The 14787-nt window shown below is 41.6% G+C and carries 14 protein-coding genes; 3 read left to right on the forward strand and 11 right to left on the reverse strand.

Annotated elements, in window-relative coordinates; translation table 11 throughout:
- Window positions 1–37: 37 nt before the first annotated feature.
- The 6 genes from AB204_RS10555 to AB204_RS22375 form a co-directional block, all read right to left on the reverse strand.
- Window positions 38–316 (reverse strand): hypothetical protein, encoded by a 279-nt coding sequence (locus tag AB204_RS10555; protein WP_047963334.1) that lies wholly within the window; start codon window positions 314–316, stop codon window positions 38–40.
- Window positions 316–756: a hypothetical protein gene (locus AB204_RS10560; RefSeq protein ID WP_047963335.1), complete on the reverse strand. Its 441-nt coding sequence runs from the start codon at window positions 754–756 to the stop codon at window positions 316–318. Before AB204_RS10560 ends, AB204_RS10555 begins: the two co-directional genes overlap by 1 nt.
- An 87-nt stretch (window positions 757–843) precedes the next feature.
- Complete coding sequence (gene dnaE / locus AB204_RS10565; protein ID WP_047963366.1) at window positions 844–4380, reverse strand: DNA polymerase III subunit alpha; 3537 nt, start codon at window positions 4378–4380, stop codon at window positions 844–846.
- A 165-nt stretch (window positions 4381–4545) separates the two neighbouring features.
- Window positions 4546–5832, reverse strand: a complete 1287-nt coding sequence (locus AB204_RS10570; protein ID WP_053067884.1) for an AAA family ATPase — start codon at window positions 5830–5832, stop codon at window positions 4546–4548.
- 171 nt (window positions 5833–6003) lie between these two features.
- A complete protein-coding gene (locus tag AB204_RS10575; protein ID WP_047963336.1) occupies window positions 6004–8088 on the reverse strand; it encodes a cobaltochelatase CobT-related protein in 2085 nt (694 codons plus the stop codon).
- Window positions 8089–8195: 107 nt separating this feature from the next.
- A complete protein-coding gene (locus AB204_RS22375) occupies window positions 8196–8408 on the reverse strand; it encodes a hypothetical protein (RefSeq protein WP_152671531.1) in 213 nt (70 codons plus the stop codon).
- Window positions 8409–8681: 273 nt separating this feature from the next.
- On the opposite strand from AB204_RS22375, the gene AB204_RS10585 reads away from it, so the two are divergent.
- Window positions 8682–9062, forward strand: a complete 381-nt coding sequence (locus AB204_RS10585) for a helix-turn-helix domain-containing protein (RefSeq protein WP_047963338.1) — start codon at window positions 8682–8684, stop codon at window positions 9060–9062.
- Here the strand turns inward: AB204_RS10585 and AB204_RS10590 are convergent.
- Entirely contained in the window at window positions 9059–10168 is a 1110-nt protein-coding gene (locus tag AB204_RS10590) for a tyrosine-type recombinase/integrase (protein ID WP_047963339.1), read from the reverse strand. The genes AB204_RS10585 and AB204_RS10590 overlap by 4 nt on opposite strands.
- A 325-nt stretch (window positions 10169–10493) precedes the next feature.
- On the opposite strand from AB204_RS10590, the gene AB204_RS10595 reads away from it, so the two are divergent.
- Together AB204_RS10595 and AB204_RS10600 are read left to right on the forward strand one after the other, a co-directional pair.
- The gene (locus AB204_RS10595) at window positions 10494–10772 is read left to right on the forward strand and encodes a type II toxin-antitoxin system TacA family antitoxin (protein ID WP_047963340.1); all 279 of its coding nucleotides are present in this window, start codon (window positions 10494–10496) and stop codon (window positions 10770–10772) included.
- Window positions 10769–11293: an acetyltransferase gene (locus AB204_RS10600; RefSeq protein ID WP_047963341.1), complete on the forward strand. Its 525-nt coding sequence runs from the start codon at window positions 10769–10771 to the stop codon at window positions 11291–11293. Before AB204_RS10595 ends, AB204_RS10600 begins: the two co-directional genes overlap by 4 nt.
- Before the next feature lie 140 nt (window positions 11294–11433).
- Here the strand turns inward: AB204_RS10600 and AB204_RS10605 are convergent, their stop codons facing one another.
- The 4 genes from AB204_RS10605 to AB204_RS10620 all read right to left on the reverse strand — a co-directional run bounded on the left by AB204_RS10605 (window position 11434) and on the right by AB204_RS10620 (window position 14661).
- The gene (locus AB204_RS10605; protein WP_047963342.1) at window positions 11434–11694 is read right to left on the reverse strand and encodes a bacteriocin immunity protein; all 261 of its coding nucleotides are present in this window, start codon (window positions 11692–11694) and stop codon (window positions 11434–11436) included.
- Entirely contained in the window at window positions 11694–13574 is a 1881-nt protein-coding gene (locus AB204_RS10610; protein ID WP_047963343.1) for a colicin-like bacteriocin tRNase domain-containing protein, read from the reverse strand. Before AB204_RS10610 ends, AB204_RS10605 begins: the two co-directional genes overlap by 1 nt.
- Before the next feature lie 494 nt (window positions 13575–14068).
- Window positions 14069–14383, reverse strand: a complete 315-nt coding sequence (locus AB204_RS10615; RefSeq protein ID WP_047766538.1) for a HigA family addiction module antitoxin — start codon at window positions 14381–14383, stop codon at window positions 14069–14071.
- Entirely contained in the window at window positions 14383–14661 is a 279-nt protein-coding gene (locus AB204_RS10620) for a type II toxin-antitoxin system RelE/ParE family toxin (protein ID WP_047766537.1), read from the reverse strand. Before AB204_RS10620 ends, AB204_RS10615 begins: the two co-directional genes overlap by 1 nt.
- Window positions 14662–14787: the final 126 nt, after the last annotated feature.

Genomic DNA, 14787 nt, shown 5'->3' on the forward strand with positions numbered 1-14787 from the left:
ACTAAATATTAATTAATTTAAATATGTATTTATATACCTATGAATAAAGGTCGAAATTATGCGTCAATGATCCTACATGACGCAAAGATTTATTTACAAGCGCTGGACAAGCCGTTGGATGATCGTCACTGGTGACATGGACAATGTAATCTTTTTCACCTGTAACAAGTCCCGGCAAGCAGCCGCCGACAAAGTGAAACTCAACCAATTCCAGACATTGGTGCCACGGCATATTTTTTGGCGCTTCAAGCGTTTCCTCTGTATAGTATTTGCCGCTTGGCTTAAAGTAGGTGAGCTTTAATTTGATTTTTTCCATTACGCTGCCTTTCGTCTTTCCGTCTCTTGTTGCCTGAATAACCGAACCTTTTTAGTCAGTTCTTCGCGTGGGACACCTTGTTCAATCAAATCATCCAAATCACCGCCAATAAACTCGTTCATCAAGGCTATACGTTCCTCAGCCGAAGATAGGAAGCTGTTACGATAATTGACAAGTTTCTGAAATGCTTTTTCTGTGTTGCTACTGAATGCGATCTCTTTAAGCAGCCGGTTAAGTTCGTCCAGCTCATATTTACCTACCATACCTTTAGCCACATCACGGAGACGGCGATTAACACGTATTTTTTCTTTTTTTGCCAAAGCAATGACGATTTCTAAAGTGGTCGTAACACTGATGAATCTCCCGTAAGGTGAAGTCAGTACCATTAATTTAGCTTTTTCACGAATTTGATCTGTAATAACAGGCTGTGCTTTTTTCATTTCTATTTTGCTTATCTCTTAACTAATTACATTGAAATAATAAACCACCCAGAGAGGCACTAAACCATAACTGGACGGCTTGTGGCATTAACTTTCGTTTACTGCGTTTGCTATTTCTTCAACGATTTTTATCAGCTTTTCGTCTTCTTCTGGTCGAAAATAGAGAATGTTAGGATTGAATGCATAAAACACGGTGGCGTCCATTCCTGAAAAGTATTCTTTTCTACCAACAAGGTCAGATGGCTTTGATTTGTTGTTGAATAGCGAAGCTGCCAAATTGCCACAGGCTAAGACATAGGTGGGTTTTGCAATCTCCAGTTCGGCTTTCATGTACTCGGTAAATGCGACAATATCCTCTTTGGAATACGTCTTCATTCCCTCATCTTTCGGCTTTTTAAGCACGCCGGTGATGTACAGATCTCCCGTCAAGAAACCTGCGTTTGCCAGAATAGCTTTGAACTCGTTATAGCCAGACTCCATAAAGTAACCGTTTGTTGAGTCGCCTTTGCTTGCTCCGTCAAGAATAATCATAAATCTTGGCTTGCGACCGGTACGAGGGCGAACAAGGCCGTCCTTTAATCCGGTTTCACTGGCAATCCGGTTCATCAACAAATTGATATTGGCATTAACCTTCTCATCTATTATGAAATTACGGGAAGTTTTGACTGCTTCAACAATCAGGCTACCCATCATTTCAGCCTGATTTTTCCGGCGTGATTCGTCTGTGGCAGGTGGTTGATCTGATTCTATCACTGCAAAAGCACCGACTAAATCCAAGGCTTCAATGACACGAGAATTACAAGATCTCTTATTAACTGCCTCTACAAATTGAGACTTGCTTTCAAACTTGCCACCAACCTTATCTCTGGCATTGACAATCGCAATGCTGCCCGTAGACGAACAGCCTTTAATGGCACTAAACGGAGCAAACAAAGTAGGGCGCCCGTCAATATCTCTAATTTCCATTCGCTGACTGGAAATGTTGATATCAGGGGGCATAATGACAATACCGTAATCCAACGCATCATTGGCGAGATCTTGGTGCTTATCTTCTCCTAGAATCGTCAGTGCCGCAGCAAAAAACTCAGCCGGATAATAAGTTTTCAGCCACATAGATTGGTAGCTAATTAGGGTATAGGCCACTGCATGTGATTTATTGAATTGGTACGATCCATTCTTTTCCAGCGCTTCCCAAATTTCATTTGCTTTTTCTTCGGATAAACCCGGTTGCTCTGATCCCGAAACAATAGAGTTAACTAACTTGTCTTCAATAAGAAGCTCAAGACCGGCTCTCAGAGCATCTTCTACGGTCAACTTAGTGTCTCCACATTTAAAATGCTCTGCACGATGCACTGTTTTGATTACTCTATCCTCAAATAACACATCAATCCAACCAGCTCCGGCTTGTGCTTTGAATAGAGTACCCATCAAAGCCATTTTTGCCGTATCCTTCTTGCCGATTGCGGAACGGACACCATCAGCCTCGGCAAGTGTAAATCCACCGAGTATCTGTACTGTTTTCATCGTCTGTTCTTGGTAGAGAATAACACCGTTTGTTTCTTTGGTTAGCTCATCAAGTTTCGGGTGAAGTGAACTTGGTTCATGGAAGCCTTTAGCGACTCCAACAAATGTATCTAACATGCCTGATTGAATAGGACCCGGTCGGAATAACGCTGTTGTCGCAACAACTGTCTCAAAAGACACTGGATCAAGACCGCTACCTAAATCTTTAAGTAGCTTACGCATTGGCGCAGATTCAAGCTGGAACACGCCCTTAGTACGCCCATCAGCGAAATTAGCCATGACTTTTTTATCATCAAGGGAAACTTCGTTCAATTTCACTGTACCGGAGCCATAACGCTCATCTATATAATCGACTGCCAATTGCAGTAAATCGAGCGTAGCCAGTCCTAACACGTCTAATTTGATTAATCCCATATCTTCACAATGGCGTTTGTCCCAATTGATTACACGCTCATCGCCGCGTAGTTCTATTACTGCACGTTCATGGATTGGTACACTGGATACAATCATACCGGCAGCATGGCGGCCATAGCTTCGCATCATGCTTTTTAGCTTACAGGCAGCGGAAAAGGCTTGTGGATATTTATCTGCATATTTATCGAGTGATGCCAGTTCGGTGCGAAGTTCTTCGAGCGGAAGATCATCACCATCTTTAACAGCCCAACCGACTTCCTTTGAAACAGATAGATCGCTTGCCGGAACGTTGAAAATCCTTGCAGAGTCACGGATTGCCGATGCAGCCCCTAAATATGAATAGTTAACGATGCCAGCAACATAGTCCTGACCGTATTTGTCATAGAGATATTGAATGGCAAGGTGGCGTTTAGCTTGTGAAAAGTCCAAATCAGCATCCGGCAAGTCCAGACGCTCAGGGTTAATGAAACGTTCAAACAGCAGCCCGTGGCGGATAGGATCAACATCTGTAATACCAACGCACCATGCAACAAGCGAACCACCCACAGAACCACGTCCTGCCCCTACTGGCACTTTGGTTTTTAGTGCATGTTGCATAAGATCTGAAACCAGCAGGAAGTAGCCGCAAAAGCCTAGACGATTTAACACCTCTAACTCGTATTTCAAGCGATCAATATAAGCCTGCCATTGCGTTGATGGTGGTGTGTAGCCAAATGATTGCCCTGTCAGCTTGGCTTTGAGTCCAGAGATCGCCATTGCTTTCAACGTTACAGCTTCATCATCTGCCATTTTAGGCAAAGCGACGTCCATCTTGTGCCACCGCCACTTGCACTTTTCGATTAGCTCATCTTGCATGGTGGAAACCATAGCTGGCGTAACAAGTGTTGATGTTCGCACACTGAATTCTTTAAGGTTCTTGAGTAGATGAACACGATCGTTAATGGCGTTATCACGCACGTAAGGGATTCTCATGCGGTGTATTTGATCTGATTTGACGTTATTGCATACCTGATACGCTACATCTTTCAGATCTGCGTCTTCGGGCATTTCGTAATATGCAGGATAAAAGGCTATTTTTTTCAGTGAAAGAGTATCGGCAGCAAGAGAAGATTTAATATTAATCTGGTCAAAGAAAGGTGAAGTCATAGGGTATATGGCAGCGTACAGGTCATCGGAACCCACTGACGCTAACTTTTCCATAATAGCCATGTAATCGCGACGGCGAAATACGCTGTCAAAATCGGCGGTCATTAAAGCGATATTACCTTTTTGATATGTAGTAATAACTTGCTCAATATCCAGTCGGGGTGTTTTATAGAATTGCTTTCGTTCATATCCGAGGCTTATTAACGAGCAGAGATCAGAGAATCCAGTTTCGTTTTTGACCATAGCAATAAATGAGTAGCTAAAATCACGCATAACCGGAAGCAGTTCTTCACCAGCCTCTTTACGTGCTTTGTTCTCTGATTCCAGAAATGGATTATCAACAATACAAAGTCGGGTACCCAATACTACTGAAAGTTCGTCAGAAGCCGCCAGTTGCATCGGGATAACAGCGGATATATTCATCGTGTCGGAGGAAATAATCGCTTTGTAGCCTTTCAGCTTTGCAATTTCGACAGCTTTCGATGCCTTGATGGTGGATTCACCTAATGAAAAGTCGGTTCTAGCAAGTAGGGCTTGCATTTTTTTACCTTTTTTTCTTCCCCGCATCCATTGGGAAGCCTTCAAATTTGCCAAAGATAGTGATAATTCGCTTCTGAGCCTCTGCATGGCATGCCTCTTTGTGCGTACAGGTACAACAAAGAGGCGATTTTTCTGAGGCTGTGGTGATTGAGCCAAAGCAACCGATCATGCGGTTTTTCCGAAGATCCGTTGCGCAAACTCGCAGGTTGCTACAGCAGATGCAGATGGCAATTTGTTGATATAGGATTTTTGCAATCCGAGTACGGGGTCGTTACGCATTACACCGACAATACCAGCATTCAGCAGCTCACGAGGTCCAATAGGTTGAGATACTTCATGAGATTCATACGCATCACGGCAGCGTTTAGCGAACTTGACCAGATTTTTAGCCATTTGCTCAGGTATACCGTGTGAAACCAGAATTGTGATTTCCTGTGCTTCCGGCATGTATTCCACTTTCGATACCAGCGCAAAACGTGAATAGTTGGCGGCGTTTTGCTGGTTTGTACCCTGATAAAGTCCGGTTTCATCACCAGAGCCGTTGGTGTTACCGGTCGCGACAAATGCAAAGTGCTTATGGCGAGTTGTTTTACGCCATTCCGGTGTTGCTTCTTTCAGGATCAGCGGTTCTCCCTCTAGCACAGGCTGGTACAAAGATAGAATTTGCGGATAAGCAAAATCGTATTCGTCGGCCAGATAGATAAAGCCATGCTTCATCGCTAAGGTCAAAAGCCCAGGTTCAAAATAAGTACGGCCATCTTTGGCAAGTATCTGACCGGTAATGTGCGATTCTTCCGTGGATGCCGTGTGTTGTGAACGGATCAGAGGACGGCCTAAACGAGCAGCAATCTGTGTTGGCAGCGACGATTTACCAGTACCGGCATGACCCCATAGATAACCCGGCATTCCGGTAGTGAACATCATCAATACGTCTTTAATCAATTCGATATCATTAAAGACGTATGAATCTTTTGCTTCCGGCACAAATTCTGGGAATGGTCTGTTAATAAAAACGTCAGTAACAATTGGTTTGCCTAGTGCGTTGCACAGACGTTCGGCTGGCAGACCAAGCACTTCGTTTATTGCTACTCGCTCAGTGCGGTATTCGGTCACACCAACATGACCGTGTATCGGGGTTATTTTTGCATCAGACTCACTCGTCGTAGTGGACATTGTCACCTTCGTGCTTTCTTCGGCTAACTTTTCTTCCTGCTTTTTACGCCATGCGTCCAATGCACTAGGTGAGATCGTTTGCATGTTAGGATAAAGACGCTTGTACTCAGCTAAGGCATCGTCTGGACTCATTGGGGTGTCGTCCTCATTAATTGGATGCTTAGAGCACAGGTACACACCATCTTTAGGAGTGAAATGCCGTTTCATCATTACATCTGGTTTTCCGCAAAGCGCACAGTGAATAGCGGCAATTTTCTTTTCGTCAGCCTCTTTTGACATTTTCTTGTAGCCTTAATTTATGTTGGTGTTATTGTTCAAATTCATATATATCTTACATAAAAAAAGAAGGTAAATAAGTACTTGCCTACGTATTTTTTAAATGCGGTTTATGGAAAGTCTACAAATATATTATGGGAGAACGGTGTTATACTTTACGTAATTTCTTTAATTTCAAAGAATTATACTATTCCCTAATAGTACGTTGTGGATTGCGGCAATAACTGTTTTAGGCAAATCATCTACGGATCTAACCTCAGTGTGGTACTTGTAAAATCTTGCCGGAGCGCTTGTCTGTATGCCGACAGCCAGCAGATCGATTTTGACCTTGTTTGTTAGATAATCAGCAACCTCAACTAAATGCTTATTAAAGCCACTACCATCAGCGGAGGGAGCGCCATCAGACAGAACAAGCATGATTTGCTTATCTTCAGTTCTACCCACATGGTGACGAGACAGAGAGAGAATGCTTTCTCCGTCCACGTTATTACGTAAAGGAATGTGATTAACGCACAATCCTAATCTGGCCATTGCGGTACTGGAATTAGCTTTTTCGTTCCAGTTTTTTAAAGTTGGCAGGAACAAAGGTTCATAACGGCTGCAACTAGTGCCACCACCCTTCATACGACCAACGGTTGTAAAGCCAGTGATTACGTTCGGCACTTTAATTTTGTCCAAAGCATCAGATAAAGCGTAGGCAGCGGCAGTTGCGAGCTTGATTCGGCTTCCATCCATAGAACCGGATAAGTCGATAACAAGCTGAACAGCGGCATTAACTGCTTTGTGATCATACTTCTTAGAAAACACTCGATCATCATTGATAGTAGGTAGCGCAATTTTCCATAAACTTGACGAGTTAATTTTGCCTTTACGTAGTCCATTAACCTTTTGAACTCGGTTCTTGCTGGCAATTGCTCGCTCTAAATCTTTTGATAGAGTTTGTGATTTGCTAGTGAGCTGAGGTTTGATAAATTTTCTGAAATTATGAAGTCCCGACTTTTCGTTAAATTCATAGTCTCTATATGAGTGATCAGTCCAAATGGCTCCACCAACACGCCCTGCTCCATTCCTGATAAATTCTGACGCATCTTCCAACAATCCCATGAAATCATTAACGCGGGTGAGTGGCAGATAAGCACTGGAATGGACGGACTTAATTTCATCAGAGATCATTTCGCTGGCGGCATCTTCCACGCTTTTAGATTTCGGCGCATAATCTGATTCCAACTCGGCCATATCTTCTGTCGTCAATTCTTCCGATTCAGAATCACCATCTGTGCTTGCATCAACCTCTTTCGACTCATCTTCTGAACCTGAACCATTCTCTGACTCCCGATCAAATTTTGCAGATTCAGGCTCATCGGTTTCGGATTTTGTTGTGTCACCAGTATTACTTAAAACATCTTCTTTAGGTTTTACCTTATTTTTTGATTTGCATTCTGTATCTGAATACCTATCTCCTTTGTCAGAAGAAAGATCTGATTTTTCTTCTTTTGTTTTAGAAGCCTTATCGTCTACTCCCTCCTCAGTTGGTTCCAGTTTTTTGCTTGGTGAGTCGCTTTCACTAGGTGATGTCTTTTTCTTTTCTTCATCAAGACGGAATGCGCGTAACAAGTCGGCAGCTAACTTGGCTGATCCTTCTGATTTAGTGATTCGGTTTATGCGAGTTTTATAATTGATTGAATCGAGTACAGCTAATTCACCTTCAAACATATTCCAATACGGCTCCATGAAGTCTACAAATGGTGTATGACCGCAGAATGCGCGTGAAACCGGCATCAAAAATACTTCCAAAAATAGAGTGCGAGTATCCTCTGCATAACCGTGAATGTAGCCATCGATTTTAGGGGCAAAGTAATTCTCAATTATATGTTTCTGCGTTTTTAGTAAGTTTTGGCGACTCCCCTGAAACATTGAAGACATTTTCCGCTCAATATATGTGTCTTCAATAACGTTCCAAACATAGTGCGCCTTTTTGTCTGAGAAAAAGGCTGAGATTTTCTGGTCAGTGAATAGAACGTGTGCAACTTCATGATCTATAAAACCACGTATAGCATTAAGTAATGTATCGGAAGCTGTGTCTGGAATTGACGGAATATTGATGTATTCGAGTTCGCCAGTCTTTTTGTTATATGCGCAATATGCTTGTGAGCCGAAATCTACCACTTTGATTTTCTTCGCGGCCAAAAGACTGATGACCGTCTGAACAGATTCACGAAACGTCAGAACTTCCGGTCTTATTTTTTCGCTTTTTATCATTTATTTTACCTTTTCATAGTGTTAAGTGTGTTTTAGTGCGTAGACATAATAAAAAAAGCGTATAGGCAGTCAATCTATACGCTTCTTATTTGAAAGGTGCGGATCTGCTAACGTTGAATTAGAACCCGTGAAGTGCCTGTGTCTGTCAACATATAAAACTCACCATTGACTGTAAGGTGATGAATAATGAGGTCATTAGAAGTGTAAATCTGCAAAAGATTGTTAGAGGTTTCGCCCATGATTTCAGCCATTTCATTTTCAGTCAAAAGAACGTATTTGCCCGACTGAATTTTTTCAAACAATTTTGTTATTACTGCCATGTAATTAATGCCCTGTTTGTATGTAATTGAATACTTATATTGATAATTCTTAATTAGGAGATGGATTATATAAATGAGAACTCTACAAAGGCAATTATTTTTATTCTTATTTTTAATAATCATAAAAATTTTTTTTAAATACATAAGGTTGTCTTTTGTTGAATGACATAATTAATGCCTAGTAATAGATAGGTATTTACTTATATTGTCCTTAGCGTGTATATTGTGAAAAACATTTAAATTACAAAATTCACATTAAATAAGGCACAAGAAATGAGTAAAAATATTATCGGCGATTTTTTGGCTGCTGCAATTCTTGCAAGTGGAAAGTCGCAGGCTGAGATTGCGGAAGAAGTAGGGTATTCAGCCCACAATAACATTTCTATGTTAAAAAGCGGTAAGATGCTGTTTCCGGCTGAAAAAATCTCTATTTTCGCAAAAGCGTTAGGGATTGATGAGGGTGTCTTGTTCAGAATTGTCATGCAGACTCGCTATCCTGAAATCTTCGCACTGTATGAAAAGAACGCCCGCACACTTTCTCAAGATGAGGTTAAAGTGTTAGAGGCGTATCGTAACTTTAAAGGTAGTGATATTGGTGATACCGCACTGGCCGCTATGAAAGCTGATGAGTTTATCAGCAAAGCAACTAATTAATCTTCACAATAGATTTTTGAAGTAGGTGGTAATGATAGGCTGCCTACTTCAAAGTCATGATACAATTTGCGGTAAGAGTCAGTTTCTACGATCCTCTTGACTTCATCTGAAAATAAGTCAAGCGCATCTCGCATGTGGTCAAAGTAATCATGTCTATCGTACACTCTGTCTATTCCCTCAAGAGCGTGGTTCATTATCTTGCGTGACACATCATTTTGAACCCCTAATGCTGACAACTTGGTTCTGGCTGTTCTGCGTAAATCTCGAGGGGTAAATTCTTCCAACCCAAAGCTAGGATAGTTACGAACCATGCGGCGTATACATTGGGCCGGCGCGCCTTTTGATATAAGTTCGGTCGGATATTTAGGTGATGGGCAAAGCCATTCACTGTTAGGAGAGGCTTCAAATAGCTTTTCCAAGCAGGCGCGCATCATTTTACTAATAGGTAGTGAATGATTACGGCGTGATTTGTTGCGGCTACCCTGCCTCCATATACCAGACTCAAAGCTGAACTCACTTTTTTTAGCCCTGAAAACTTCATCTGGTCTTCTGGCACTTAGCAAACAGAATCGCAATCCCCACCTGATTTGATCACTGAAATCCCACATATCTAACCCGTGCCAGAAACACCATATCTCAGCATCAGATAATGAACGGCTGCGCGGCTCAGGCGTCTTGCCACCAACGTCTTTACGTGTCATTGAAACTAACGGGTTGCGTTCGATGTATCCCTGATGTTCGCACCATGAAAGGAACTGTTTTGTAAGAGCAAATACTCGTTTGGCCTCATTAACTTTCCCTTCGGAAAGTAAGTAATTGAATACTCGATTCAATTGGATTTTTGTACATTGTCTTATATCAATATCGCCAATAAGAGGTAATATGTGAGCAAGTAATGATGAGATAGCAATCTCTGGTCTACGTCTGGTAATTAGTAAGGAAACCTTTACCCATATACTAATTAAATCTCTCACCCTGTATTCAGTTTTTAATTTATGTTCCAATTCAATAAGTGAGCAGTTACCTATCATATTTAAATAATTTATAGTATTTACACCTACGTACTCATTTATGCGATATGACTCGTTATTATTAATCTTATTCATTTCAATGCCTTATTTTTAAAAATAACTTATTTAAATAAATAAATAATGTTATTTTATTTTCGTATTGGTTTAAATATATCCTATTAAATGTTGTGACTCCAGACTAATTACGTCTGGAGTCACTATGATGAGTTTTAATGAAAACTAACGTAGAGAAAGGAGGGAAACACCAAAGGAACACTATTGGGCGGCAGCTGCTAACTTTTCAGTCTCAGAATGTATTATGTATTCGGATCTAAAAATTTCAGCACATTATCTGTACATATTGTGCTGTTCTAAAACATAATGTACTATTTAAATGTGTACAATAAAGGAGAGCATTACCATGCCTCAGATTCCTGTAGAAACTAATGATCGTATGTCATTGCGTATTGCCTCAGAGGAAAAATCGCTTTTGATGCGCGCTGCTGCTATACAACATACTAATCTGACAGAGTTTGTTATCCGAAATGTTGTTTCAGTGGCGCGAAAAATTATTGATGAGAATGAACGACTGGCGCTAACAGAAAGGGACAGTCTGCATTTACTTGACCTTTTAGATAATCCGCCGCCACCCAATGATAAGTTAATAGCTGCGGCCTTTGCGTTGCCGAAATTACCATGATGTTAGTAGATTGGCATGAAGAACCTATTAGCAGACATCATGATCGTGCAGCTTTTGATTGTGGCGATGATGCGTTGAATCAGTTTTTATATCGCCACGCAAGGCAGAACCATGAGAAAGGCGGTGCCAAAACATACCTTGCAGTAAGTGACTGTAACCAAAAAGTTCTTGGCTACTATAGCTTAAGCCCCGCCTCCATCGCCTATGAAAGTACACCCGAAGTGATTAAACGTGGTCTGGCGCGGCATGAAGTGCCGGTTTTCCGATTGGGGCGCTTGGCAGTAGATGTTTCTGTACAGGGACAAGGACTTGGTGGCCAGTTATTACTTGCCGCCGGGAGACGCAGCCTGTTAGTTGCAGCACAGGCAGGTGGTATTGCGTTACTAATTGATGCTAAAAATGAACGAGTAGCTCACTGGTACGCGGCATATGGAGCGGTTCCGTTACTGGATGCTTCTTTATCATTGTTACTGCCGTTTACAACAATTCATGCAGCATTAAGGGCAGCAGGGAAACTTTGAATATAAACTTCTGCTATAGTGTGCGATAAACTTACTGATTGATACCACATGCTAACGAAATTAGGTGACCATCTGAGCGGTCACCTTGGAGGGTGTTTCACAAAATGCAATGCAGGCTCGTCAACAAGGTTGTCGGTTTCTCAACCTTGTTTAAATCCCGGTTTGCCATTTTTACTTCGCCATTCTTTGACCGTTTTTAAAATCCCTTCTGGAGAATCATCTTCTCCTGCTTTTGGAAAATAAATCAGATCGCTACCGCTGGGATGTTCCGTTACTTTTTTAAAATGTCTTACAAGATCATTGTGTTCTTCCTCAGTTTCTGTATCTGAATCACAAATTATTTGTAATAATTTGAGAAATTCCGCTTCGGTATATTCACTAATACTATGTTTCAGCTCCATTATTTTTTTCCTCTGTGAATTTCAATGTGTCGTTTAGGTGTAGTGATTCTTAAATTGTCCATATCGTAGACTTCCCCACCCTGACTAATAGGCTTATTATGATGAATCTCATTCACTTCACGCCCGCCAACTTGCTCATTTTCAGGAACATATGGAGATCTTCCCTCAGTTATATGTTTCCTATTGCTTTTATTAAATTGCTTGGATAATTCCGGGTCTTTGGAGACCTCTTCCCAAAACTGCTTCCGAAAGTCGTCAAAGTTTCTAAATTTCTTGCCTCGTAATTTATCTGCAATCCGGTCTGGAATAGGCGCTCCGTTTTCTTTCCCTGCATCATGAAGCCATTTATCACCAACTGGTTTGCCCTTGCCCGTTGCTGTGCCGGGTTGATTACGTTTATTCTCCTTATCAACCTTATCTTGAGCAGTTTTTTTCTTGTTTTCCGCTTCTTTTTCACTTTTCTTAGCTAATGCTAAGTTTTTTTCCGCTTCTGCTATACGATTCCGAGTATCTAGAAGTCTCTGACGTAGCTTGTCATATTCGCCATATTCCGCCTCATAGATGATTGTGTCACCTTCAACATCGTCAGAGAGAACAACGTCTTTGTCATTGAGTATATTTCTTTTATACGCAAGGCCATCATGAGCAAGTAAATAGTTTAGGTTTTCCTGACTATCGATAATTGCTGTGGCTGTTCCTGATACTGTTCCTCTATATGGTCCAGATGTAACGCTCTCTTCGTAATATGATTCGGATTTAATCGGATGCTGGCGTGGATTTGAAAGCGCTAGCCCTTCGGGTGTATTTTTTAAATTATTGAGAAGTCCTTGGTTGATATTAACTTCGGCTCGTGTTTTATATAACTCATTATTAACTATATCTAATTTTTCTTGAGCTGCTTCAACAGGATATCTCTCTTCCCAGTCTCGTCTTGCTTCCTCAAGCTGTTTTTTCTCCTCGTCCAGTTTTGGAGTACGTGACACAGAAATATAGATAGAATCATGTTCACCACCAAAATCAAGAATTGCATGGTGCGTATCTTTCTCCGTCGCTGCTGGCAAGTACTGACCTAATGCTGGGGTTGTATTAACTTTGGCCTGATTTTGTTTCCCCGGTTTGCTATTCATGACATTAATCCGCATCGGTTTCATGCCCGGCACGACTTGAGCGGTGTACACATTAGGTTCGTCAGTTTTTTCCGCTTTAACTACAGGTACTGGGGTTGCTTGAACCGGGGTAATAGCTACTCGCCGTGTTTTGGTTACTTCGTCAAAAACGGGTTGAGCCAGCACATTGGCAGGAACTGATGTGTTTTCTGGGATGTCTTCGGCAGGAACACCTGATACCATCAGTGTAGGTAACGTTATGACGTTATAGCTATTATCTTCTCTATTTCTGAGATTAAGATCAATTGGTGGTTCTGTCCCAATACTGCTAGGGTAAAATAAACCAAACACCCCCAATAATCTTCCAGCAATCGGAGCTGCTTTGGTTAGTGTCTCAGCAAAAAATGCGGCAAGTTCGCTTAAAGTGATTGAACCGAAAGGTGAAGAGAAAGGATTATATGTTGCGATGGTTAATGTACCAGCGACTGCGGAAATAGTAGTCAGTTCGCCTATGGCCTTGGCTTTTGCGTTTTTATCGCCACGGCGACCACTATTACTATCGCCACTATTACCGCTATTGCTGCCATCTGGACCGGAACTACCACCCGATGAACCTCCACCCCACGGATTGTTCTCTGAGCTCCATCCCGAATTATCTGAATAAGAATTACCACTGTTACCACCACCGCCACCGAAACCAGTTGGACCTCCATTGATGCCGCCACCCGAATTGTGTGCTCCGCTGTTATGACCCATTCCATCTCCGCCGCTCATAGTGAACCTCCTGTTCAGTGAGTCTTAATTAAGTTTTTGTCTACTATGTTCGTATACATATTGAACTTATAAATACTGTATTTATATACAGTATATGAACTGTAAATTCCACAACTAAGAAAGTCAAAAATTTTTTATCTATTTCATATACTATTTTTATCGATGCTGTGATTGGAACTTCACAGAGATCTCAACCGAAGGGGGAGTTAAATATACGAGTTAGTACTTTGCACCTATTTGGGGTCTAGTGGAATGCCCCCTAAAATAACAACCTTTCTTCAAAGAATTATCAAATTGTCTACATTTTGATTTGGTAAAAAACAGCTATCAAAAGTTGCTATCTTGATATCCTTCCCATCCTGAAGAACGGGGTTTACAGCGCACAGAATAAGAAAGCGGAAAGATGAATTCTGAAAATGGCGGGGGTAGTGACTGGGTAGCTGCGATAACCGCCAGCAAATGCGAGGCTGGCGTAGCCCCACATTTACTATTGCTTAATGCTTTGAAGTGACCTGCAAGGTTTCGTCTTGGTCGCCGTATAAAACGATCCCAGACGTGTCGATTTTATTTTCCAATTGACGCAGGTCATAAGCACTCTGGAGACGTAACCAAAACTCAGGTGTGCTTCCCAGCGCGGCAGCGATGCGAATTGCTAATGGTGGAGTTAATGCAGTTTTACCAGCAAGAAAACGCGATACAGTAGCGGGAGTTACTCCGATATTGAGCGCAAAACGACGACCACTAATGCCCATATCAGCCAAATCTCTGGCGATAATCTCTCCTGGGTGGGAAATTTTAAACTGTCTCATTAATGATAATCCTCATAATTCAAAATATAAGCATCACCGTTGACGAACTGAAAAGTAATGCGCCAGTTAGCTCGGACTGTAATAGACCAATAACCTTCGCGATCTCCTTTCAACGGGTGAAGTTTGTAGATTTGACGGTTTAACTCGCTTATTTCATTTGCTGTATCGATGGCCTGTAAACGGTCGTTAATCCTCTCGGCATCTTGCGCTGGTATACCAGAAGTAATTCCTTTTTCAAAAAGTTGCTTCAATCCTTTGTGCTTGAATGATTTAATCATTGTCCGATCCGTATTACATGATGTGTAATATTATACTGTAATATTACACGCTGTGCAATGGATAAGCCACTGATCTACCAATCAGCGGAATGGGATTGCACAAACTAACGTTTTTGCTCTTATGGC

The organism is Xenorhabdus khoisanae, assembly GCF_001037465.1.
Classification (GTDB): Bacteria; Pseudomonadota; Gammaproteobacteria; order Enterobacterales; family Enterobacteriaceae; genus Xenorhabdus; species Xenorhabdus khoisanae.